The following is a 23,781-nucleotide window of genomic DNA, read 5'->3' as shown; positions in this document are numbered from 1 at the left end:
TTGATTTTTGTATATTAATTCTTCCAAAGATAATAACCACACGTTCAGGATGTGTAGAATGAAACGCAATGTTCCGTTTTTATTAGTTTTGATTTTCATGCTGTCATCAGTCTCCTTTGCCTATGCACAGGAACAGGGAGAAAAAACTCTCGGTGAAGCAAAAGCTCCGGTCTCCATGGAAGAGGCCACCACTCAGGTTCCGCAGGCTGTTACTGATGACGCTGTGGACGCTGAAATGAAGCTCACCCTTGAAGAGTGCGTAAAGCTTGGACTGAAACAGAATCCGTCCATTATTGCAGCCCGCAAAGACCTGCTGGCAGCTGAAAGTGATGTGAAAAGGCAGCGCGGTGCTTTTGGTGGACCTGTTACTGCCAAGTACGGCTACACACATTATGACGATGTTCCCCGTTCCGGGGATACTCCCGCTGGCTACCAAGATCAGTGGGCTTTTTCAATTAATGTCAGCCAGCCGGTCTTTAAGGGTTTTGAGCTGCTTTCCAAATACCAGAAAACCAAGTTGCAGCGTGCTTCAACCGAGGCAAGTCTCTACAACGCAGAGTTGACCCTGATCAGCAATATCCAGACTTCTTTCCTGACCCTGCTGCAGGGCCGCATGGAAGTTAAAAGTAAGCAGGACTCTGTTGCCCGTCTGAAATCTCAGCTTGATGTTATTCAGGCTTTCTATCAGGTAGGTCTGCGTCCGAGAGTTGATGTTCTGCAGGCTGAAGTTGAACTCGCCACCGCAGAACAGGATCTGCTTATTGCCAAGAACACCGTGGATTCAAGGGCTGCACGGCTGAACACCCTGCTCAACCTGCCCCTCGAGAAAAAGGTGGATTACTCCGGTGAACTGACCTACATGCCTTTTTCCATGACTCTTGATCAGTGCATTGACAAGGCTGACAAAGGCCGTCCCGATCTTAAGATTGCCCGCAAGGCCGTTGAAATTTCAGAAGAAGACGTAACCATCGCCGAAAGTGGTTTTTATCCCGACATTACTGCTGATTTTAACTACAGCAGTGATGGCGATGATCCTTCTGTAAGTTCTAACAAATTCAACTACCGTAATCGTCCTGATTCCTGGAATATTGGCGCAAACCTGAACTGGGAAGTTTTCAGCTGGGGTCAGACCTACTACGACACCAAGCGTGCTGAAGACAACGTCAAGAAGATCAAGGCTGAGTTTGATAACACCCGTCTTGAAGCTTCCTACGAAATCAAAGACCAGCTGCTCAGCCTCAAGGCTGCTGCCGACCGTATCGGTGTAGGCCGTAAGTCAGTTGAAGCAGGTCGTGAAGGTTACAGAATGGCCATGGCCCGTTATCAGGCTCAGGTCAGCACTAACAACGAAGTACTTAACGCCCAGTCCCGTTTGAGTGACAGTGAAGCTCAGCTCATTCAGGCTCTGTCTGATTATCAGGTTGCACTTGCTAAGCTCTACGTTGCAATGGGTGACATGAATCCCTCCCTTAAAACTAATTAAGGACCGGGATTAGGCTTAATCGAAAGTGATTGATTTATCCGGCAGATTGCCCGTAGGCAGTCTGCCGGATTTTTATTGTGGACATCAGGCTTTGATGGAATTTATATTGCTGATGAGCGGAGGAATAAATGTTTAGAGGGCGGAGCCTTTTTAATAAAACACGAGATAAAGAGAAGGACCATGAGGGCCGTTGCAGCAAGTGTGGCGGAGACCTGTATACCCATCGCGAATGACGCGGTGTGTTTTTGCGCTGCGGGTCCTGCGGCAGTAAATTTAATGTAGCTGATTATTCGGAATACATAGACGACGATTTTGAAGAAGAAATGGCTAACGTGCCTATGAATAGGCTTTAACGGAGTTTGGACTGTAAAATGTTCAGGAAGCTGGCAGTACTTTTTTTTATTATCTTTCTGGGGAGTTGCGGTTTTGTGCATGCCGATAATTCGCACAGCTGGGACGCGCTTAAGGATAGGCTCGTGGCTGACGGATTCAATCGGGAATATGTGAATGCTGTTTTTTCCGCCAGTTCGCTGGAGTATGATTCGGCCATGATGGCCCGCAAAATGCGGGTTCTGCTTAAACGCAGGTTTGAGCCTCCGGCAAAGAAGGTCGCCCGGGAAAAGGAATTTGATGAAAGGTATGTCGGCCCGATCATGCTGGCCGGGGGATATTCTTATCTCCGTGAGCATTACCCATTGTTGCAGGACATTGATAAAGAATACGGCGTAACCCCGTCCGTGCTGGTTGCACTCCTTCTGGTTGAGACTAAACTAGGTTTTACCCTCGGGGAAGCTCCGGCCTTCAACAATCTCGCCAATATGGCTGCAAGCCCTGATCCGCTGAAATTTTTTGATGAACTCGGGTATGAGAAGCTGGAAGAGAAAGATATGGTCTGGCTTAAGAAGCGAACCAGGAAAAAGGCTGACTGGGCTTACCGGGAGCTTTCCGCTCTCCTGAAATTTTCTTCTGAAAACTCCATAGTTCCCACGGAGATTCCCGGCTCTCCTTACGGAGCTTTCGGGATTTGCCAGTTTATGCCCAGTACCGCCATTCATTACGCAGTGGATGGTGACAAGGATGGCCGTATTGATCTTTTCAGCCGCGAGGATGCCCTGTTCAGCATGGCTAGTTTCCTGAAACGGCACGGCTGGAAGAATTCCCTGAGCAAGGGCAAGAAGCTCAAGGTTATCTACCGTTACAACCATTCCATGGTCTATGCCCGGACTATATATGAAGTCTCTAGGCAACTCGAAAAAATCCGCTCCACTTTCGGACCTGAGTAAGAAACCCTCCGGGGGTCAAAGAACCTTTTTTTGGAAAAAAGGTTCTCTGGACTCTCCAAAAAACTTTTTAGTAAGCTTCGCTGCTTCGTGTATTAATTACTGTAAATGTAAACACCGCAATATCAATCAAGGTATTGCGGTGTTTTTTGAAAGGGATGGGGCTGGGGAGGCGTTTGTTAATTCAATATGCTTTGATACAAAGTCATGGTCCTTTTCAGGAAATCTTCTCCTGAAAGCTGGGACATGGTTCTTTTGTGTTCAACGAGTAATTTTTCCCGGAACTCAAGATCGTTGATTGCTTCAGTCAGCTTGAGTGAAAGCTGGTTGACATCCTGCGGGGGCACGAGGGCTTCGGCAGGGAGCAGATCCGGCATTACCCCGACGGAAGTTGAGATGAGCGGTCTTTCGCAGGCCATGATTTCCAAGGCCGCACGAGCTATGGTTTCGGACCAGAGTGAAGCGATTACCCCGATGTCCATGGCTGAGATGCATGCGGTCACATTTTCGCATTTTCCGCTGATGGCGGTGATATCGGTCAGGCCGTTATCAGTCAACCATGTATCTACTTCATGTTTGCTGGTAGCTGTGGGGAAGCCGATCAGGAATAGCTTGATGCTTTTGCCCTGAACGTTGTTGCGGGTTTTAGCCAGAGCCTCGATGAGCTCTTTCTGGCCCTTGACCCGGTCGAATCTGCCGAGCATACCGATAACAATATCATCTTCGCTGAATCCGAATTTTTCTCTGACCTGTTGGCGACCTTCGGGGTCGAAACAGAATTTCTCACTGTCCACACCACCGTGGATCAGCCAGAGCCGGTTTTCGGCTAATTCCATTTTATCCAGAAAATGGTCAGCCATCCTTTTATTGGTTACCACCACGGCATTCGCGACTTTAGAATGCAGGTAGCGGTTGAAGAAGTCGCTTTTGGGGAGTCGCTGGTCACCTCTGGTTCTGACCAGCTTGTAGCCCATGCCCATTTTGCGCAGGATTCCCCACCAAAAAAATGCTTCCCCGCGGTGGCAGTTTACCACTTGCGGTTTATGCTTTTTGATCAGGGAATATACCTCGGCACAGGCCTTGATGAGTTTATGCGGATGGGCAGAGTTCAGCTCTATGGTTTTAACATTGAGTCCCATCTCAATAGCTTTCTCCTCGGTTTCAGATCCGGGGACAGTGATGAGAAGGACTTCGTGTCCGGCATCCTGTAGAAGTTTACTCAGATAAAGGGCATACCATGAAGTGGCATTGAACCAGCGGACGTTGATAACTTGGAAAATTCGCATGTGAGTATATGATATTCCGTAAAAAACTAATGGGTCCGGTAAAATAACCGATATTCAATTTGTCAGATATAAAAATCCGTGCTTGTGCAGCTATACACAGCGTATGTTTTTTTATTAACATGATCAAATACGTTTTGATATGGATATGATTTTTTATTGTAATAATACAGGTGATTAATTGGAAAGTTTTAATAGTTATCCCAAAGTGTCCGTGATTATACCCACTTATAACCGGGCAGAGCGGGTATGCAGGGCTGTGGAATCGGTTCTGGCGCAGAAATTTACGGATTTTGAATGTCTGGTGGTGGATGACGGTTCCACAGATGACACAGCGGAAAGATTAGCGGAATATGATGATTCCCGGCTTAAAGTTCTTTATCAGGAGAACAGGGGAGTTTCCGCAGCACGTAATTATGGAATTGTTGCTTCCCATGGTGATTTCATTGCCTTGCTTGATTCCGATGATGAGTGGGTGCCGGAAAAGCTCCTGAAGCAGGTTCCGTTTATGGAGGAGGCCGGCTTTGAAATAAGCCAGACAGATGAGATTTGGATTCGCAAAGGCAAACGGGTCAACCAGTGTAAAAAACATGAAAAACCGGAAGGATTGTTTTTCGACCGTTCACTTGAGATGTGCATGGTCAGTCCTTCCTGTGTGATCTTCAGCCGTAGGTTCTGGGAGGAGCTGGGGCCTTTTGATGAAGATATGCCTGCCTGTGAGGATTATGACCTTTGGCTTCGGGCCGGAATTAAGTATCCGGTAGGGCTTTTGCGTGAGCGTTTGACCATTAAACACGGCGGACGGCCTGATCAATTATCCAATAGCGTAGGGTGTTTGGATTTATACCGAATATACGCTATAGTAAAGCTGTTTCAGGCCGGAAAACTGTCTGCGGAAGAACGGAGCATGGCCCTTGTTGAATTGCAGCGTAAAGCCGGTTTTTATGTCGGTGGATGCAGGAAGCGAGGACGTGATGAACAGGCTTCGCGGATAGAACGTCTGGTGCAGGATATTGTGGACGGGAAGTCTATTTTGCCTGCTGAGATTATTGAAAATTAAAAGGGGCCGGGATATTTTTAATATTACCCGGCCCTTGAATGATTTATCAGGCGAGAATTTCTTTCTTGCTGAAGGCTTCGGCCTTGACCCTGTCGAGCAGGCTGGAAAGGCACGCCTTGACATTTTCGCGAATGTCGCCGGCTACGATAAGAAAGAGCAGGTCGTCGCCCGGTTTAAATACGCCTTCATTGGCGTGGGTAACGATTTTATAGATTCCGGGGAGCTGTTCATGTTCTTTGCGGATCTCTTCAATCTTATCACGGTCGGCTTTGATTTCGATGCCGGTAACTTCTTCACGGGTTCCCCGCGACCAGCCGCGGACGACTCCGTTATGGATCAGGATCATGCCAACATTTTCGGCAAATTCAGGGTCCTGTTTGAGTTCTGCAATTTTTTTTGAAATGTCCATAATACCTCCGCAATTAAGGAGTTGTTGTTTTGTATTCGATTTCAAGTTTATTTGAAAATTTTCCAGTTGTCAGCCACTCACGCATGGTAAATCGCGGATTCGGTGTCTGGATGGTCTGGGGCGATGGCCTCGAAGACTCCATTGTCCGCAGTATGCGTGATTTCGGCGGCATGCTCATGAGCGAGGAGCCGAATCAGGCTTATTGGTTCTTTTTCAGTGATGATGTCTTCCGGGTCGTCGCCCGACTTGAAATCTGGGCCAGACTCAATCCTATGCCTGTATACATTCAGGTTATGCCGGCAACACTTCTTGTGGATTATAATCTCGATCTGTCACTAAAAGTTGATGGTGAATTTACTACTCAGGAAACAGCCCTGCCCACAGAATTTGAGATCATAATTCATCCCAAACTTTCCGACACAGTAAAAGCTATTGCCGGACTTAATCTTGAAGATGTCAGGACTCCTACCGGAATTTCCAAATCAGGATGGCAGACTTTGGTTCCGGACCAGGGATTGGGCTATGATTCCCTGCAAAATTGGTATTTCATCCTTATTCCGGTGGGCAATCCTTCGGACAAAGAGTTTATCAAAGGCTGGCGATCATTTTTCTCTGAAGTTCAGGTCATGCTTCAAAAGCTGGGCATCCAGTACATAACTTCGGATGTTAAGGTTATCCTGCCCATTGCCTCTTTTTCTTTGCTGCGGACTTTTCTGCGTGAATTACTCATGCTCATCAACAGGGTCAGGAATAATGATCAATCCGAGGAAGTTACCTACTGGCCCTCGGTCATGGCTCTGGTTCCACAGATGAATATGAGCTTTAATGATGAAGTTATCCGCAAGGTCAATCTTGATTGGGATAAACTTACCCCTGATTGCCCACACCTGCGTTATCGGGATGCCTTTTTGCTCGGATCTGACTTTGCTGTAAACGAAGTCCGTTTCGGCAGCGAGCAGGAAAATGTGGACGGATGGTGCCATGTCAGCCTTAAGCAGGGGGTTCATGATACCAGTTCGGCTGCTATTTCAGTGACTATTTCCCGTCGTGTTTCCGTTGGTGAAATGGAAGACTGCTTCTATTGCGGCATGAAGAACCATCATCCTTCGGAGTGCCCCAGCCGGACCTTGGAAGGGCTTGATCCGGTGGTCTGGAAACAGCTTGCGGCCATTGATAATGATAAGTTCAACGAAGGGTTCCAGAACATCGATTTGCAGATGCAGGGCAAGGAAAATGTAGTCGAAGAATTTTCCAGAATTCTGCACAAAGGCAAGGGTTATGAAGGGATTGTCACTCGGTCTCTATTTGCTATTAATGCCATATCACAGCTGCGCACGTTGTATATGGTCTGGCGCTGCCGGGGCAAGGAGTGGCCTCTTGGTATCAAGGATCAGGGGCCTGAAGAGGGCGAGCTTATTTGGTCTGCTTTTGAGGCCATGCAAAATGGTTCCAGAAGTGAAGCTGAGACCTTGATCAAAAATGCCATGATCCGATTCAGTCGTAGTTTTCAGCCGCGCTCGCTGATGGCCTTTTATGAGCTTGAGGGCGGCGATCTCGAACAGGCATATTTTTATTGGCAGGAGGCCGAAAGACTCTGTTATTCACCATTGCAACAGGGCTATTTTGTCTACCTGCAGGGTAGAATGCAGGAGGTCATGGGTGAATTCGGCGAGGCCAGTGATATTTATAAAAGAGCACAGAATATGTGTCCGGAGTGGCTTGAACCACAATATCGGCGGGCAGTGTGCATGGTTAAAATGGGTTTTGCAGAGCAGGCCATTTCTACATTTCAAAACATAATCGAAAAGGATCCGCATTATTTCAACCGGGTGGCAATTGATCCCGAACTTGACCGCGGAAGACTGACAGTTCTGCAGGAGATGGGGGAACTCTGGGAAATTGCCGAAGCAGAGGCCAAGGAGGTAGCGTCTGGAATGGATACGCTTTCCTCGGATATTGCCCAGTGGTTTGAGGAAGGACACGAGTTTGCTGATGAGGCTGCCCGGTTCATGGATCGTATGAACAAGTTGGCCAAGATTAAAAACTATGTTGCTTTCAGGCAGTTGACCAGCGGTATTGCCCGTTTGACTGAGGAAATCGAGAAGCGTGTTGAGTATGAAATTAAGGTTATCAACAAGAAGCTTGAAATTTATCGTGAGGAATTACTGGATGTTCAGCGTGAAGCCTCATGGTTCCCATTTCCCAAGTTGCTGACTGAATTTAATAGTGATTTTAACTATTGTGCGGATAAAATTTATTGGATCAAGACCCAGCAACTTAATATTGCTGAAACATTCCGTAAGACCCAACGCTATCTGGACCGTATTGATGATCGGTTGAAAAAACTTAGGAAAAGACTGGTTACTCTGCGGGTTATCCGCGACTCGACTTTGTTCATAATGCTTTTAGGACGAAGCTTCATCTGGTTGGAAGTGGTATTTCTTGGGTTAGCACTGTTGTGTATTCCTTTGCTGATCTACTACTCGAATAATTTCCCGCCGAACTTTATTGTCGATATGATTATCCGCCAGAAGTGGGAGTTTCAGAAAGGGCTGATCTTGATTTTGAGTATTCTGGCTCTTGCCATTGCGGCTTTCCGTGCTGCTGTTGTTTTTGAGAAAAAGAAAAGGGAACTCTTTCTCATTGATGACGGTAAGGACGATGAAGATTGATCCCGTTAATTTATTTAAATTAAAGGCCTTTCCGGTTTTTTCCGGGAAGGCCTTTTCGTTGCGGGAGTTCTACAAGTTTTAGTTGGTACGTTTGCTGCAAAACCTATGTTGAAAAAATATTTTTTTGACAGAGGTAAGCCATGACCAATGTGACCAACGATATTGCAGCGATGATGAAGATGCTGGGGAATGTTTCCGGAACAGGTGGAAATAGTTCACCCAATCTTGCCGCCATGAAAGGAAAGGCCGGAGCCTTTGATATGGAACTCATGATGGCAAATAAAATGTTTTCAGATGGTTCCAATGATGGTTTTTCTGCCGGCGGCATGGATATGGGCGTCATGAATGATGTGCTCATGCTGGAAGCCCTTACTGCGCTTAATTCCATTAAGGGATTGCAGGGTGGCTCCGGTATGCAGAATGCTCAGGCTATGAATTCCTATCGCGCTAAAACTGCGGCTGCGGATAATATCCCTGTCAAAAAAATGGATACCCCACTCGTGTCCGGCAATCTCTCCGCAAAATTCGAATCCGGTTCCAAGGGCGCTGCCGCCATCGGCTATGACCGGGTGGGCGGAACTTCTTACGGTAAGTATCAGATAGCCTCCAAGACCGGGACCATGGATAAATTTATTCAGTTTCTCAAAGATAAGGCCCCGGAGATAGCCAATAAATTGCTTGGAGCAGGACCTGCCGACACAGGTTCAAAGAAAGGTGAAATGCCCGATATCTGGAAGCAACTCGCTGATGCCGATCCTTCCGGATTCGAAAAGCTACAGCACGATTTCATTCAGGGCAGTCATTACGATCCCGCAGCTAAGATGATTCTCGAAAAGACCGGAATCGACATGAATTTACTGCCCGCGCCGGTGCGTGAAGTGCTTTGGTCCACCTCGGTCCAGCATGGCCCCACTGGAGCCTCCAGACTCATTGCCAAGGCTATCGACAAGCTGGCAGCCAATGCCGAAAGCAAGGGCTTCCCCTCTGATTTGGTTAAAGAAATTTACGGCGAACGCAAAGGTCAGTTCTCTTCTTCCACCGAAAGGGTACAGAAAAGCGTAGCCAACCGTTTCAATCAGGAACAGAACATGGTTCTGTCCATGCTCGAAGGAATTTCTCGGACTGCATAAGAACTGCAAATTTTTAGTAAGTTTCGCAAAATATTTGTCGGCCTACCTTCAAAAAATGACCGCAAAATCTCGAAAGATATTGCGGTTATTTTTTTATTTCTTAGCCAGTTTTTCTTCTAGTGACTGGTCAATATCCACATGCAGGTTCTGAAGCACGCTATCTACTGCGACTTGCCCGTGCGCCCAGCCTTTGACTTTGCGCACATCTTTTACCAGTGCACACATAACATCCGCTTTGGAATCGTTAGTGCGGTAGCTTTTGAGGGCTGCCAGCACAGCTGCTTCGCGCAGGGTCTGGTCGGGTACTTCCTGACTGGGATGGTCGCGTTTGAGGACAACGTGTGAACCGGGACCGCCCTGTACGTGGAACCAGTAATCGAAAACCGAGGATACCTTACTCAGAATTTCGTGGTTGGCCTTGCTGTTCTTGCCGCGGATCATGAGAAAACCGTCGGATGAGATGAATAGTGAGGCCGCGATGTTCTTGTATTTCTTGGGTATTTCAATGTTTTTCTTTTTCTTCCCTTTGTCAGCAGAAGGCATGAGGTTGGCTTTGAGGAATTGCTCGTGCTCGGCTTCAACTTCCTGTCTGCGTCGTTCCATGTGCTTGAAACCGCGCTGAGCTTTGGCTGCGAACTTGAATATTTTTTCCATGTTCTCAGTTGGAGTCAGCAACGGATCGAGCTTAACTTCCATTTCACCGTGCTCTGGATGGATGACCGTTACTTTGTCCAGCTCACGCAGGTCTTTTAAACGGTACATCTCCGCTTGCAGGGCTTCTGCTTCGATCTTACGGGCCTGTAGGGCACGCAGACGTTCCTCTTCCTGTTCAATGCGTTTGAAAATCTTTTTGAATTTTTTCTTGCCGGTCTTGAGCGTGTTGCGCTGCTCGGCGTTTTCCATGCGCTCCATGACCGGAAAGAGGATCTTCTCTCCGTACACGGAAGTCGCTTCTATGGCTGAGTCGTAGACCTGTTCATTTCCTTTAGGATTTGACCAGACACGTGGAGGAGTAAGTTCCCCTTTTTTCTCAGCAATATAGAAGTGATCAGCCTTTCCAGCTTCAAGACGGTTTAGCAGGGCTCGCCCTTTCTCCTCGGCAAGAGTGTTTAAGGTCTTACGCAGGGGAGGTGATATCTGCGGGAATTCGCGCCAGATTTCTTCATTGGAGCGGGCTTCCTCGTAGGAGGGCCAGTTGACGGGCGCGGGGAATCCTTCGGGCAGGTCATGGATCAGGGAAACTCCCTTTTTCATGTCTAGCAGCAGATAACGGTATTTTTCGCGTTGTTTCCAAGGTGAAAGGCTGATGGCAACCCGTAGGTTGATCCAGTCGTGATGGGCTTCGAAAAGCCTGCGTCCGGCCAGTCGCTTGCGCAGCCACATGACTTGTGATGGAGGACTGGGGGGATTGACCGGTTTTACCCTTGAAAGAAAGAGCAGGCCCACCGATTTGGCGGGCCTGAAAAGAAGATATTCCTTGCTTCCCTTTGATTGGAGCGCGAAAGTCCACACTCCCTCAGCGGGGGCAAATATTTTTTCTACCCTGCGGCCCTTGAGGTGCTCCTCAAGTTCTCCAGTCAGGGCACGAAAGAAGTGTGCATCCATTTAGTTTCGCCCGGGCTTAATCTCCACGATTCTGTTCTTCTTCCTCTTGCTTGCTCTTACAGGCAATGCAGAGGGTGGTTACCGGGCGAGCCTTGAGTCTGGGGACAGAGATATCGTCACCACAGGCGTGGCAGATACCGAAGTCTCCGTCGTCAATACGCTGGATGGCCTTCTGGATTTTTTTAATCAGTTTGCGTTCCCTGTCTCTGAGTCTGAGAGTGAAGGCACGGTCGGACTCGGCGGTAGCGCGGTCTGCGGGGTCAGCATAAGTTTCCCCGGATTCAGTCATGTCTTCAATGGTTTCCTGTCCCTTCTGAAGGATGTCGTCGAGCATCTTGTTAAGGGTCTCGCGGAAGTATTCAATATCTTTCTGTTCCATATTGATAACCTCTCTTTAAAAGATAGGAGGTGGGGTTACAATTTACCAAAACGACTCGAACTCTTTTTTAAGATGCATGGTATTATCCTAAAGTTGGCATGGAAGTAAAGTGCATGATAAAAAAAAATAAAAAAATAAAAAAATAAAACGGTTGACAAAAAAAAGGGGCTGCCCTAAACACTTTTTCAGCGACGCACAAGTCGGTTCTTTGAAAATATTTTGTTTGACTTTGCTGGTTTAAAGTTATCTAGATAATTGATTAAATCATATCCGGCTGCTTAGCAGAAGGAAAGCAAAAAAGATAAAAAGAATTAAAAAAGTGTTGACAGTTTAAACTCAGAAAGTTAAAAACTGCTTCGCTTTTCGTGAGCGGGAATAACTCAGTGGTAGAGTACAACCTTGCCAAGGTTGGAGTCGCGAGTTCAAATCTCGTTTCCCGCTCCAAATATTTCGGCGACATAGCCAAGTGGTAAGGCAGAGGTCTGCAAAACCTCCATTCTCCGGTTCAAATCCGGATGTCGCCTCCACGAGCGGGAATAACTCAGTGGTAGAGTACAACCTTGCCAAGGTTGGAGTCGCGAGTTCAAATCTCGTTTCCCGCTCCACTAAATTTCTTGGCTGACCCTTGTGGTCGACCTTTCTTCAATAGAATTGAAGATAAATCCCGAGCGGGAATAACTCAGTGGTAGAGTACAACCTTGCCAAGGTTGGAGTCGCGAGTTCAAATCTCGTTTCCCGCTCCAGAATTTTAGGCCTTCCTACATCAGGGAGGCCGTTTTTTTCCTTAATCGGATATCGAGCGGGAATAACTCAGTGGTAGAGTACAACCTTGCCAAGGTTGGAGTCGCGAGTTCAAATCTCGTTTCCCGCTCCAAAAAAGATTTCGGCGGCATAGCCAAGTGGTAAGGCAGAGGTCTGCAAAACCTCCATTCTCCAGTTCAAATCTGGATGCCGCCTCCATCAGCGGGAATAACTCAGTGGTAGAGTACAACCTTGCCAAGGTTGGAGTCGCGAGTTCAAATCTCGTTTCCCGCTCCAGAATTTCAGGGTCGATCAATACGGTCGACCCTTTTTCTTTTTTACAATTAAATTTCAGCGGGAATAACTCAGCGGTAGAGTGCAACCTTCCCAAGGTTGAGGTCGCGAGTTCAAATCTCGTTTCCCGCTCCAGAATTTCAGGGTCGATCAGTAAGATTGACCCTTTTTTTGTGCATTTTGTGACGGATGTTGACCACCCGCATGTTAATGATTACTCATCTTGCTCTGTGGCTGATTTTTTCAGCAAGATAAGGAAATATATCCCTACCTAGTTAGGGTGAAATAAAGACGAAGAATTCTTTTGGAGGTCTCCTTGAAAAATATAGCGTTAAAGCATGATGCAACTTTTGATGAGTTGCTTGCCGCGGCCCGGAATAAGTTCGGCGCGATCAAGTTTGAAGAAGTTAAGGTTGGCGATAAAATTTTTGAACTGGCTCAGATTGCAGATATGCCTGCGTATCTTGATAAGCTTGTTAATAAGGCCCGTGGCGGCAAAAAGATTGATCTGCCTCTCTGGGCTAAGATCTGGCCTTCTTCTCTTGTGCTTGGTTTTTACGCGCTTAAGTTCAAGGCTTCCGAAGGAGCTAAGTTTCTCGAGGTGGGGACAGATGGCGGACTGTGCGGCATGATTGCTGCCAGCCGTGGCTATGAAGTTATTCTGGCTGACACCGATGACGATGCTTTGCTTTTTGCCCGCTTGAATGTCTCCCGCAACAAGTTTGAAGAGAACATAGCTGTCAGCAAGGTTGATTTCGCTGAGACCGACTTGGGAGAAAAATTTAACTATATTCTTGGCTGCGAAATTTTACATCGTGACGATGTTGCCGAATCCCTGCCCGGATTTATTGCCAAGCATCTGGTGGAAGCTAAGGATTCCGAAGTGCTGTTGGCTATGGATAAAAAACGTGGCGGCAAGAAATTTTTTGAGCAGACCAAAGACAGTTACCGTTTGATGAGACAGGAAGTGCCTTTTGCCGGAAATGCAGGCGAAGGAAAATCCATCGTTTCTCTGGTCAGGATGGGAGTAAAATAATGCTGGAACTCAAATCATGCCCCAAGGTTTACTCCAAGGATCAGGATAAGGCAGTCAGCCCTGAGGATACTGTCTCTCGGGTTAAGGCTTTGCTGGATGAAAAATGCAACGGCGTTCTTAAGTGTACCCGCAAGGTGGATACCGGACGTCTGGGTATTCCTGTGTTCATCAGTGAGTGCGGCGATGAAGCCCGTGAAGTTATGCCTACCCGCAAGCAGATGGGTAAGGGCGCTTCTGTAGCGCAGGCTGAAGCTTCCGCGCTTATGGAGCTGGTAGAGCGGTTTAGTTTTTTCAGCTTCTGGTCCAAGTCCGATAACTTTACTTTTGCTACTTACAGCGAGGCAGAAGAACTTTGGCCTGGCAAGGTTATCTCCATTGAGAAGATTCTGCAGTCCGTAGGCGAAGAAATGGACTCCGGCAAAGCACGGGTCATCCTTGATCTGGTGCGCTGGCATTTCTATCCTGCACTTAACGTGCATACCGGGGAAGAGGAATATGTGCCGCTGGATTGGTTCAAGATTCTCAATGAGTTCAACGGTGCTTCCGCGGGTAACTCCCCGGAGGAATCTGTGTTGCAGGGTGGCAGTGAGCTGGTGGAGCGGCATGTCTGCGCAGTGATCGACCGTGATCGCCCGGAAGTTCCGGTTATTGATCCGGCTTCCTGTGAAGACGAAGTCCTGTCCAATCTTTGCAAATGTTTTGATGACAACGACATCAAATACATCATTAACGACTTCTCCTTTGGCATGCCGCTGCCTACCGTGGCGGTTACTGCATGGGATCCCTCAACTTTTCCCGGCATGAGTGAGATCGTCTTCACTGCCGGAACATCCGCTTCTCCGTGTAAGGCTGCTATTCGCGCCTTCACTGAAGTTGCACAGCTTGCCGGTGATTTTGAGACCGGGCGTGTCTATGAAGCTTCCGGTCTGCCCAAATTTACCGAAATCGAGCAGACTAATTGGCTCGGAGCAGGGGAGTGTGTGAAGATGAAGTCCCTGCCTTCTGTTGAAAGCGATGACATTTACGATGAGCTGAAGCAGTTTGCCGCACAGTTGGAAGAAAAGGGATACTCCCTGTACACTGTTGATACCACTCATCCTGAATTGGGTGTGCCTGCAAACTATAACTTTGTGCCCGGTTTTCAGTTCCGTGAGCGTACTCCGCACGCCAGCCTCGGTCTTTTTGTGGGCCGTATTCTTTCCGAAAAGGTCGCTCTTGATATTGCCGGTGACGGGCTGGATGTAATTGCTGATATTTATGACGAGCCGTATTTCATTCCTTTTTTCGAAGGTATGCTGGCCCTGCGTGGCGGTGATACTTCCCGTGCCGTTGATATGTTCAGCATTGCTGTTGATATGCAACCTGCTGATGAAGAAAAGGCACTCTCTGCATTCTATACCGCCTACGCGCTTTCTCTTGAAGAGCGCTGGCCTGAAAGCATTCCTTATCTTGATCGGGCCATTGAGCTTGATGATGAAGCTAAGGAATATTTCAACCTGCGCGGTGTAGCTAAATTCAAGGCTAAGGACTATGCACTGGCTGCTGTGGATTTCAAAGCTGCACTTGCGTTGGACAGTGGTTCTGCTTCAGACCTTGCCAATTTCGGATTATGTCATAAATTTATGGGCGAAGATGATGAAGCTATCGAGTACTTGAGCACCGCATTGGAACTTGACCCTTCACTTGAGTATGCGGTTCCCCATCTTCAGGAATTACTCGATAAATAAATTCCTGTACCTGATTGACAAGAACTCGATTTAAGGCTTATTTCAGTTTGAGCAAAAACGCATTGTGATTTTGCGCTGTAAAAATAGTCGTGAAACAGCGGATCGCTGTTTTTGGATATGGCGGGTTCGACACGGTCAGAACCTACAGTAATAAATGTAAATATTCCTAGGAGTATTATTATGGCTATCGTAGAATTCCAGGGCAAAAGCTTTGACGTTGATGAAGACGGTTTCCTCCTGAAGTTTGAAGACTGGTGCCCTGAGTGGGTTGACTTCTGCAAAGAGTCCGAAGGCATCAAAGAACTCAACGAAGAACACCAGAAAGTTATCGACTTTCTGCAGGACTACTACAAAAAGAACGGTATCGCTCCCATGGTGCGTATCCTTTCTAAAGTAACTGGTTTCAAACTGAAGCACATCTACGAACTGTTCCCCTCCGGTCCCGGTAAGGGAGCTTGTAAGATGGCTGGTCTGCCTAAGCCTACCGGCTGCGTTTAGTACCAGACAGCTTTCAGAATATTCAGGCGGGATCCTCGCGGTCCCGCCTTTTTTGTTCGTTAATGACAAGTAGATGAATGGTGACGGTCCGGTTATTAGGGTAAAAGGGAATAGTAAAATATCCCGGATTGATAGCTGAATTGTCAGTAGGCATCTGGTTGTCTACTCGACCCGGTCGCTTGACGTATGTCGGGCGAGCCTGTTAACTTATTGCACCAAAAATTGCGGAACTGGGCAAATAAAGCTTGCATATTCTCAAGTGCAGGTGTATTCGGCCTTGTTTTCACGGTTAACAAAGACAGGAGAAAGTCATGAAAAAAGATATCCATCCTAAACTTCATAAGGCAACTGTACGCTGCCACTGCGGTTATGAGTCCGAACTCTACTCCACTCTCGGTGAAGAGGTGAGCACTGAAATTTGTTCCAACTGCCACCCTTTCTACACCGGTAAGCAGCGTTTTGTTGATACCGCTGGTCGTATTGACCGCTTTAAGAAGAAGTTTGGTAACTTCGACGCAGCAAGCAAAGTTAAGGGCAACTAGCTCATATTTCTGCGGTTTTGCCGCGTGGACATGCCTCTGCCGTCTTGTACGGCAGAGGCATGTCCTTTTTTTGAACATTTTAGAGTCCTGCATCGTAGCCGGGTGGGACATTTTAAATCCCTCCCCGCTGTATTCTTTTGTAATGATATTCAATTTCAGTCTTGCTTGACGGCTGTTAATGATTATTTTACCTGAGAACATTACTATTTTACGGGCCGTCAGGTCCTTATCAGTGAGGAAACGGATTTGAAATTACCTCTTCTTATGTCCGCTGCCAAAACCGTTGGCGGACAGGCTGTTATCGAAGGCGTTATGATGCGCGCAAAGGACAACCTCGCCATCGCTGTCCGTCGTCCTGACGGCGAGATTACTGTTGAACTCCGCCCCTGGTTCTCAATGACACCCGCGTTTATGAAAAAACCTTTTCTGCGCGGTTTTCCTATTTTTATGGAGACCATGGTAAACGGGGTAAAGGCTTTGAATTATTCTGCAACACAGGCTCTTGATGAAGAGGAAGATGGTGAACTGACCACCTTTCATCTTGTGCTGACCATGGTCATTGCCCTTGGTGCTGCGCTGGGCCTTTTTGTTGTGCTGCCGCACTTTTTTTCCGTAGCCATGAAATGGTGGGGCGTTTCCGGTGGTGTGGATTCCCTGAGCTTCCACATCTGGGACGGCTTTTTTAAGATGCTCATGTTCCTTGGCTACATTGTCTCCATTTCATTTGTGCCGGATATCAAGCGCGTGTTTGAATATCACGGTGCCGAACACAAAGCCATCTGGGCTTATGAAGCGGGCGGTAATCTTGAAGTTTGTGATATTAAAAAATTCAGCAGGCTCCATCCCCGCTGCGGAACAGCATTTCTGCTTTTCGTGCTGGTGGTGAGTATTTTGCTTTTTACCGTGCTGGTACCCCTGATTGTTGCTATCTGGGCACCGCAAGGGTTTGTGCTTAAACATTTATATATAGTCGGTATCAAGTTGCTGCTGATGGCTCCTGTGAGTGCGGTCGCCTATGAGATGATCAAGGTGTCTTCCAAGCATGAGGACAAGGCTCTGTGCAAGGCTGCCTGCCTGCCGGGGATGGGAATGCAGCTGCTGACTACCCGTGAGCCGGACGAAGAGCAGATTGAAGTTGCTCTCGCGGCGCTCAATACGGCGGTTGCTGCCGATGCTGATGGAGGAAACAGCTGATGTTTGCCAAGTTGGAAGATATTGAACGTTCTTTCATGGATCTGGAGCAGGAGCTTGCAGACCCGGAAGTTTATAATAATCAGGACCGCTACCGCAAAGTAACCATGGCTCACGCCGAACTGGGTGAGGTTGTGGAAGCATTCCGCGAATACAAAAAACTTTCCGCCGACCTTGAAGACAACAAGGAAATGGCGAAGGATTCCGATCCTGAAATTCGCGAAATGGCTGAGATGGAAATTGCTGAAATCAAGGACCGTCTGCCCAAGTTGGAAGAAGAACTCAAGCTTCTCCTGCTGCCCAAAGACCCCATGGACGGCAAGAACATCATTCTTGAAATCCGTGCCGGTACCGGCGGTGAAGAAGCGGCTCTTTTTGCTGCCGACCTTTTCCGTATGTACTCCCGCTTTGCTGAATCCAACGGCTGGAAGGTTGAAGTTATGAACTCCAACCCCACCGGAACAGGCGGTTTCAAGGAAATCATTGCAGCTATCAGCGGTAGCCGTATTTACTCCAAAATGAAGTACGAGTCCGGTACTCACCGCGTACAGCGTGTACCCGCGACTGAAACTCAGGGCCGTATTCATACTTCCGCAGCTACCGTGGCAATCATGCCCGAAGCTGAAGAAGTTGACGTACAGGTACGTAACGAAGATCTGCGTATCGACGTATTCCGCGCATCCGGTCCCGGTGGTCAGTCCGTTAACACCACTGACTCCGCTATCCGCATCACTCACCTTCCCACCGGTTTGGTTGTTATCTGTCAGGACGAAAAGTCCCAGCACAAAAACAAGGCCAAGGCTATGAAGGTTCTCTGCTCACGCCTGCTGCAGGCTGAGCAGGAAAAACAGCATGCCGAAATGGCTGAACAGCGCCGTGCACAGGTTGGGTCCGGTGACCGTTCCGAACGTATTCGTACCTACAACTATCCGCAGGGCAGAATCACCGACCACCGTATTAACCTGACTCTTTACAAGCTTGATGCTGTAATGGAAGGTGATATGAATGAGGTTGTTGATTCACTTATCAGTCATTACCAGTCCGAAGCCCTCAAGCAGCAGGCTCAGGACGGTTAATGCCTCCGCGGCCCTGCCGGGAGCTTTAAACCCTTTTGGAAAAGGGTTTAAAAATCCCAAAACCTTTTGTTATGCTTCGCAACGTTGATTTTAATAAACGGGATATTTCTTAATATCCCGTTTTTATTTTTGGGAGATATGGTTTGGCTGATCAAAAATTAAAAGAAGTTCTTTCCAAAGCTACTGCGCAGCTCAATGAAGCTGGCGTAGATTCTCCTGCCTTATCTGCGCAATTGTTTGCGGAGAAGATTTTTGAGCTGAACAGGGTGCAGCTAATCATGGAGCTGGAAAGCTTGGTGGACTCAGAAAAGGCTGTTGAGTTTGATGCGCTTGTAAAGCGCAGGGCATCCGGCGAACCTGCGGCTTATATTCTAGGTGTGAAGGAATTTTACGGGTTTGAATTTAAAGTCGGCCCCGGCGTACTGATTCCACGCCCTGAGACCGAGGAAATTGTCGAGAAGGTTCAGCAGCTTTTCAGTGCGGATGATGGCTTTTTATTTGCTGATTTTGGCACCGGATCAGGGATTCTGGCTGTGACTGTGGCGAAGTTGTTTCCGAAAGCACGTGGTATCGCTTTGGATCTTAGTCCTGCGGCTTTGGAGATTGCACAGGAGAATGCACGGCTGCATAGTGTGGCGGAGCGGGTACTCTTTGTGCGAGCTGATTTTAATGAACCGTTGCTGGCTGATTCAAAATTTGACTTGATTTTAGCTAATCCGCCTTATCTTTGTGAAGCGGAGCTTGATGAGATCAGTTATGAGGTAGCCGAGTTCGAGCCTGTGTCTGCACTGGTCAGTGGACCGGATGGAGATGAAGATATCAAGGGTAGTGCCCCGCGTATTGCCGCCACTCTTAAGCAGGGCGGTACAGTGTTTATGGAAATCGGATATCTTCAGGGGCAGGTGGCCCATAATATTTTTGACTCCTGTATGGAGTTTTCCGGTTGCGTTGAGGTTCAAAAGGACCTTTCTGAGCATGACCGGATCGTTGTGGCAAAAAAGAGATAGCTTTACTGCATGTTTGCAAAAAAACCACAATGTATGTTTTGTGTTGTTGTAAAAATACAACTAGTTAGAGCTCGTGAGCTTTTTCACGACCTAAAAATATAATAAGATTAGATGCTTATGGTATTCGCTAGAGATGGCATATTATTTGCTGTAAGTAGGGGCAACAGGAGATAATATGCTACAAACAACTATTCAGAATACAGTAAGATGCAAGGGTATCGGCCTTCACAGCGGTAAGCAGGTGGAAATCGTACTCAGGCCCGCTGTAGCAGATACCGGTATTCTTTTTTCCGTTCACACCGGTTCCGGAAGTTCTTTTATCACTCCCAATCCTAATCTGGTTGTAGCCACCGGGCTTGCCACTACCATTGGTAACGGGCAGGATTCTGTTTCTACTGTCGAGCATCTTTTCGCTGCTGTGCGCGGAATGGGTATCGACAATATTCATGTTGAAGTAAGAGGTAATGAACTGCCCATCATGGATGGTAGTGCAGGGCCTTTTGTATATCTGCTCCGTCAGGCCGGAGTGCGTGAGCTTTCCAAGCCCCGCAAGGTGCTGGCCGTGACCAAATCAATTAATTTTGAGCAGGACGGCAAATATGTCAGGGCTTTTCCCCATGACGGATTTGCTGTTGATTACACCATTGATTTTGAACATCCCCAGATCGGTAAACAAACTCTCTCCCTCGAAATTACTCCTGATGTTTTCATGGATGAATTGGCAAAAGCCAGAACTTTCGGCTTCCTGAAGGAAGTAGAGTATCTGCATGCCAACGGTCTCGCTCTGGGTGGTTCACTTGATAACGCGGTTGTTCTTGATGATTACGGTATCCTGAATGACGGTGGACTCCGTTTTGCTGATGAGTTTGTAAGGCACAAAATGCTTGATTTCATCGGTGACATGGCTGTGCTTGAAGCACCTCTTCAGGGGCGTTTCGAAGTCTATGCCTCAGGTCATGCGCTGAACAACGCTTTCCTGCGTTACGTGCATGAAAACGCCGTTGATTATCTGGAAGAGCGTGTCCTCGAACCTGCTGCCGGGAAAGCTGAAGAAAAAGCTTTTACTCCTGTTGCTCCGGAAGCAGTTCCTGCACCAGCATAGCAAGGACTTTGCAATGAGATTTTAAGACCCGTCTTTTAGGCGGGTCTTTTTTTGTCTGTTGTGCAGATATTTATGAGACAGGCTTGACTACAATGTATGCAGCGGTAAAAATGGCTGTATTGATTTTAATAGCCTGTCGGTCTTTTTATATTTGAAGGAGAATTCATGTTCCGGTCAATCAGTACTAGAATTTCATATATAGTCGCTGCCGTTGTCATTGCTTCCTCTATTGTCACACTTGTTTTTACAAGTTCAACATTGGAAGAAGATATGGCCCATTTCCAGGGGCGTACTGCCCGGAATACAATCAGGGTCGGGATGCTCTATCTGCAGGAAGGACATCAGGCCCTTGATCGTTATCGCCAACATGCATTCCAAGACCGTAAGCAGGCTATCAAAGATGCGATGACTATTTTTCTTGCTCAGGTCGGTAGTTATTACCAGTTGTACAAGTCCGGAAAGCTAAGCGAAAAGGAAGCCAAGGAAGCGGCGTACAAGCTTGCCCGTAATACAAGATATTTTAATAATGACTATTTTTTCATTTATACTGACAAGTTACAAGCTCTAGCGCACCCGGATCGTTCTCTTGAAGGTCGAGATTTATCGAAAGGTGTTGATAAGAACGGCTATGCTTATGGACCTGATATGATCAGGAAAGCCACCCGTGAAGGTGGTGGGTTTGTGAATCTTATTTGGACCAGATTGGGTGAAGATGAATCGATTTCCAAGATTCTGTATGTAAAAGGTTTTCCGAAATGGGGATGGATTATCGGAACCGGGGCTTACGTAGATGATATTGAAGGGGCTGTTGAACGTCAGAAACAGGACCTGATTCGCGATATGCGCAAGGGGTTTTCACAGATCAGGCTGGCTGAAACCGGACGTCTTTTTATCTTTAACAATAATAAGGAAGTACTAGTTCCGCCCTTAGGTGCCGGACCGGATTTTGCGAAAACCTTAAATCTCGATACCGGCAACACATTGATGCATGACCTTAAAGAAGTGGGCAAGCTTGGGGATTGGCGTTTGGATTACCGTGTGCGGCGTCAAGATGGTGAAATTGTCGAGTGCCAATCTTATGTCCGTTATTTTCCTCCCTTGGGCTGGTACGTGGCTTCTACTGTGCCTGAGGAAGAAATTTTTGCTCCCGTTGAAGACTTGATTTTTAAGCAGAGTGGAATCAGCTTCATTATTCTGCTGCTGACCATAGGGGTTATTTATTATGTGATCCGCCGCATCTGTCTGCCCATACGTAGTGTTTCCAAAGTCGCACATCATGTTTCCAAAGGTGATCTGCGCGAAGCCAAGAAAGTTTTTGCCATGGCTACGGATAAAGGGCATCTGAAAAAGGTCGTCGACTCTTTTGAAACAGGAAAAGAAAAGCGCTTTGATGAGGTTGACCATCTTGTGAAGTCAATTCACACCATGTTGCTTACTTTGAATTCTTTGGTCAGTCAGGTGCAGAAATCAGGCGATCAGGTTACCGGATCGGCTTTGAAGCTCGGCACGGCCATCAATCAGCTTGAAGCAGCAGTGGAGAATCAGGCTGCCGCAACTCAGGAGCTGGGTAGTTCTTCCCGCGAAATATCCGCTACTTCTCAGGAATTGGCCCGGACCATGAATGAATCCACAACTGTTGCTGTTTCTACTGGAGAACTTGCAGCTCAGGGAGTTATTGATCTCGGTGAAATGGGTGTGACCATGGATGCCATGAGAGATGCTTCCGGCGGGATTTTTTCTAAGCTTTCAGTTATCAACTCCAAAGCTGCCAACATCAGTTCTGTGGTGACCTCCATTTCCAAGATTTCAGAGCAGATCAACTTGCTGTCTTTGAATGCTGCAATCGAAGCGGAAAAGGCCGGGGAGTTCGGGCAGGGATTCTCAGTTGTGGCTCGCGAAATACGTAAGCTTGCCGACCAGACCGCCATGTCCACTCTTGATATTGAGAAGATCGTGGCCGAAATGCTTTCCGCTGTTTCTGCCGGGGTTATGGAAATGGATAAGTTCCGCAAGCAGGTTGAGAACGGGGTAAGCAATGTGGCTGTGCTTGGGGATGGAATTACCGGGGTAGTAAATCAGGTTCAGACCCTGACTCCTCGTTTTGAATCTGTAAACGAAGGTATGCAGAACCAGAGCGAAGGGGCCGAGCAGATCAGTAAGGCGATGATCCAGCTTAGTGAGACTTCTATTCAGACAAAAGACGCCCTGACTGAATTTGTGTCGATTACCGAGCAGCTTTCAAGCTCTGTTGCCAGCCTTGAAGAGGAAGTGGCAGCGTTTCAGGTGGAGAAAGATTAAATTATTTGATGCGCTATCGCGTTTTTAAGAATGAAAAGAGTATGCCTCCGGCTGCTTAAACCCTTTTTGAAAAAAGGGTTTAAGAATCCCAAAAACTTTTAATATGGCTTCGCCGTTTCATATCTAAAATTGAATTATCCGCTTAGTAATTCAGAAAGCACGCCACCAGCATTGTGGGGCGGGATGTGTTCTGAGCCGAGAAATTCTGGAAAATTAGTCTTGAATTCAGGCTCAAGTATAGCTTTCAGGCGCGGGTCGTCAGCCAGTAGTTTGAAACCGCATTGCGGCTTCTTGTACATGACTTTGAAGCGCGCAGGAGTGGATGGGGGGAGGTCCAGCGAAAATAGCAGTTCATAGAATGAGTTGTCAGGATTTTCCTTATCCGCTCTGGTTTTGAGTACTATTTCCTGATTTAGTCCGCAGGGTACCAGCCACGGCATATAGTAGAGTCTGGTTGATTTTAAAACTGAGTTAAGTTTTGCGGCGCAGTCGAGTGTTTTGAAAAATATTACTGCTGTTTTTACGTCATCTTCCAGCAGGGTCAGGAAACGTATTTTTCGCTCCTCAGCGCTGGCAACTTTTTCTTTGCTGAGTTGCTTGATGATAGAGTTGGCTTGTGACTGGAATGCGGCCCGGTTGCTGACGAATTCACGGGTAACGTCTGCAGGATTGATATATGTTCCCTGACCGTTGAGGTGGTCGGGGTTTATTTCTTTGAGGATTATGTCCGGGTAAAGCTGTTGGACATGAAAAGTCAGAATGTCTCCGGGAGCAGCATTGGTCTGGATGCTTGCAAGCAGTTCCAGATCTTCAATAATTACCCAGCCGAGTCTAGGCTGATACCATTTTATCAGCTTGCCTTGTAGGACATCACCAACAGAAAATCTCTTGCGGAACATGGCCGAACGTGCCGAGGATTTGTTTCCGCCTCCGCTGAAGCCTCTATTGCCGAATCGGGAAATTTTCAT

The 23,781-nt window shown here is 47.4% G+C and carries 19 protein-coding genes, 8 tRNA genes and 1 pseudogene; 23 read left to right on the top strand and 5 right to left on the bottom strand.

The window, feature by feature from the left end:
* The first annotated feature begins 58 nt into the window (after positions 1-58).
* The 3 genes and pseudogenes from ACO05Z_RS13450 (at position 59) to ACO05Z_RS13440 (ending at position 2,766) form a co-directional block, all read left to right on the top strand.
* The gene (locus ACO05Z_RS13450) at positions 59-1,483 is read left to right on the top strand and encodes a TolC family protein (RefSeq protein ID WP_421902684.1); all 1,425 of its coding nucleotides are present in this window, start codon (positions 59-61) and stop codon (positions 1,481-1,483) included.
* Positions 1,484-1,674: 191 nt separating this feature from the next.
* Positions 1,675-1,836 (top strand): annotated as a pseudogene (locus ACO05Z_RS13445) (dual CXXC motif small (seleno)protein); the annotation flags it as partial.
* Between the two features lie 18 nt (positions 1,837-1,854).
* Entirely contained in the window at positions 1,855-2,766 is a 912-nt protein-coding gene (locus tag ACO05Z_RS13440; protein WP_421902683.1) for a lytic murein transglycosylase, read from the top strand.
* A gap of 176 nt (positions 2,767-2,942) precedes the next feature.
* Here the strand turns inward: ACO05Z_RS13440 and ACO05Z_RS13435 are convergent, their stop codons facing one another.
* Positions 2,943-4,049 carry a glycosyltransferase gene (locus tag ACO05Z_RS13435; protein ID WP_421902681.1) on the bottom strand — a complete coding sequence of 369 codons (1,107 nt, stop codon included), beginning with the start codon at positions 4,047-4,049 and terminating at the stop codon, positions 2,943-2,945.
* Between the two features lie 178 nt (positions 4,050-4,227).
* Here ACO05Z_RS13435 and ACO05Z_RS13430 point away from each other — a divergent pair, with 178 nt between their 5' ends.
* Complete coding sequence (locus ACO05Z_RS13430) at positions 4,228-5,106, top strand: glycosyltransferase family 2 protein (RefSeq protein ID WP_421902680.1); 879 nt, start codon at positions 4,228-4,230, stop codon at positions 5,104-5,106.
* 46 nt (positions 5,107-5,152) lie between these two features.
* On the opposite strand, the gene ACO05Z_RS13425 is transcribed toward ACO05Z_RS13430, so the two are convergent.
* A complete protein-coding gene (locus ACO05Z_RS13425) occupies positions 5,153-5,515 on the bottom strand; it encodes a molybdenum cofactor biosynthesis protein MoaE (protein ID WP_421902678.1) in 363 nt (120 codons plus the stop codon).
* A gap of 29 nt (positions 5,516-5,544) precedes the next feature.
* Here ACO05Z_RS13425 and ACO05Z_RS13420 point away from each other — a divergent pair, with 29 nt between their 5' ends.
* Positions 5,545-8,187, top strand: coding sequence for a hypothetical protein (locus ACO05Z_RS13420; RefSeq protein WP_421902677.1), 2,643 nt, complete (start codon positions 5,545-5,547; stop codon positions 8,185-8,187).
* Between the two features lie 140 nt (positions 8,188-8,327).
* The gene (locus ACO05Z_RS13415; protein WP_421902676.1) at positions 8,328-9,317 is read left to right on the top strand and encodes a hypothetical protein; all 990 of its coding nucleotides are present in this window, start codon (positions 8,328-8,330) and stop codon (positions 9,315-9,317) included.
* A 93-nt stretch (positions 9,318-9,410) separates the two neighbouring features.
* Here the strand turns inward: ACO05Z_RS13415 and ACO05Z_RS13410 are convergent, their stop codons facing one another.
* Complete coding sequence (locus tag ACO05Z_RS13410; protein WP_421902675.1) at positions 9,411-10,922, bottom strand: NFACT RNA binding domain-containing protein; 1,512 nt, start codon at positions 10,920-10,922, stop codon at positions 9,411-9,413.
* Between the two features lie 16 nt (positions 10,923-10,938).
* Positions 10,939-11,301, bottom strand: coding sequence for an RNA polymerase-binding protein DksA (dksA, locus tag ACO05Z_RS13405; protein ID WP_163292594.1), 363 nt, complete (start codon positions 11,299-11,301; stop codon positions 10,939-10,941).
* Between the two features lie 369 nt (positions 11,302-11,670).
* On the opposite strand from dksA, the gene ACO05Z_RS13400 reads away from it, so the two are divergent.
* From ACO05Z_RS13400 to ACO05Z_RS13320, 17 genes are all read left to right on the top strand, one after another.
* Positions 11,671-11,745: transfer RNA gene (locus tag ACO05Z_RS13400), tRNA-Gly, on the top strand.
* 8 nt (positions 11,746-11,753) lie between these two features.
* Positions 11,754-11,828, top strand: a tRNA-Cys gene (locus tag ACO05Z_RS13395).
* A gap of 3 nt (positions 11,829-11,831) precedes the next feature.
* Positions 11,832-11,906 (top strand) — tRNA-Gly (locus ACO05Z_RS13390).
* 63 nt (positions 11,907-11,969) lie between these two features.
* A tRNA-Gly gene (locus tag ACO05Z_RS13385) sits at positions 11,970-12,044 on the top strand.
* Positions 12,045-12,100: 56 nt separating this feature from the next.
* Positions 12,101-12,175 (top strand) — tRNA-Gly (locus ACO05Z_RS13380).
* Between the two features lie 11 nt (positions 12,176-12,186).
* Positions 12,187-12,261, top strand: a tRNA-Cys gene (locus ACO05Z_RS13375).
* Between the two features lie 3 nt (positions 12,262-12,264).
* A tRNA-Gly gene (locus tag ACO05Z_RS13370) sits at positions 12,265-12,339 on the top strand.
* A 57-nt stretch (positions 12,340-12,396) separates the two neighbouring features.
* Positions 12,397-12,471, top strand: a tRNA-Gly gene (locus ACO05Z_RS13365).
* Between the two features lie 181 nt (positions 12,472-12,652).
* A complete protein-coding gene (locus ACO05Z_RS13360; protein ID WP_421902674.1) occupies positions 12,653-13,372 on the top strand; it encodes a class I SAM-dependent methyltransferase in 720 nt (239 codons plus the stop codon).
* Positions 13,372-15,099: a YcaO-like family protein gene (locus tag ACO05Z_RS13355; RefSeq protein WP_421902673.1), complete on the top strand. Its 1,728-nt coding sequence runs from the start codon at positions 13,372-13,374 to the stop codon at positions 15,097-15,099. Before ACO05Z_RS13360 ends, ACO05Z_RS13355 begins: the two co-directional genes overlap by 1 nt.
* Before the next feature lie 180 nt (positions 15,100-15,279).
* Complete coding sequence (locus ACO05Z_RS13350; RefSeq protein WP_015852480.1) at positions 15,280-15,597, top strand: TusE/DsrC/DsvC family sulfur relay protein; 318 nt, start codon at positions 15,280-15,282, stop codon at positions 15,595-15,597.
* A 311-nt stretch (positions 15,598-15,908) separates the two neighbouring features.
* A complete protein-coding gene (rpmE, locus tag ACO05Z_RS13345) occupies positions 15,909-16,139 on the top strand; it encodes a 50S ribosomal protein L31 (RefSeq protein WP_421902672.1) in 231 nt (76 codons plus the stop codon).
* A gap of 264 nt (positions 16,140-16,403) precedes the next feature.
* The gene (locus ACO05Z_RS13340) at positions 16,404-17,333 is read left to right on the top strand and encodes a DUF1385 domain-containing protein (RefSeq protein WP_421904187.1); all 930 of its coding nucleotides are present in this window, start codon (positions 16,404-16,406) and stop codon (positions 17,331-17,333) included.
* Complete coding sequence (gene prfA, locus ACO05Z_RS13335) at positions 17,333-18,406, top strand: peptide chain release factor 1 (protein WP_421902671.1); 1,074 nt, start codon at positions 17,333-17,335, stop codon at positions 18,404-18,406. The genes ACO05Z_RS13340 and prfA overlap by 1 nt, the downstream gene beginning before the upstream one ends.
* Positions 18,407-18,549: 143 nt before the next feature.
* A complete protein-coding gene (gene prmC, locus ACO05Z_RS13330) occupies positions 18,550-19,413 on the top strand; it encodes a peptide chain release factor N(5)-glutamine methyltransferase (protein WP_421902670.1) in 864 nt (287 codons plus the stop codon).
* A 175-nt stretch (positions 19,414-19,588) separates the two neighbouring features.
* A complete protein-coding gene (gene lpxC, locus ACO05Z_RS13325; RefSeq protein ID WP_421902669.1) occupies positions 19,589-20,515 on the top strand; it encodes a UDP-3-O-acyl-N-acetylglucosamine deacetylase in 927 nt (308 codons plus the stop codon).
* Between the two features lie 165 nt (positions 20,516-20,680).
* Entirely contained in the window at positions 20,681-22,813 is a 2,133-nt protein-coding gene (locus tag ACO05Z_RS13320) for a methyl-accepting chemotaxis protein (protein ID WP_421902668.1), read from the top strand.
* A 134-nt stretch (positions 22,814-22,947) separates the two neighbouring features.
* Here the strand turns inward: ACO05Z_RS13320 and ACO05Z_RS13315 are convergent, their stop codons facing one another.
* The gene (locus ACO05Z_RS13315; RefSeq protein WP_421902667.1) at positions 22,948-23,781 is read right to left on the bottom strand and encodes a hypothetical protein; all 834 of its coding nucleotides are present in this window, start codon (positions 23,779-23,781) and stop codon (positions 22,948-22,950) included.

The sequence above is a fragment of the Maridesulfovibrio sp. genome (assembly GCF_965230075.1).
Lineage (GTDB): Bacteria > Desulfobacterota > Desulfovibrionia > Desulfovibrionales > Desulfovibrionaceae > Maridesulfovibrio.
This window is presented reverse-complemented; position numbering and strand designations above follow the sequence as displayed.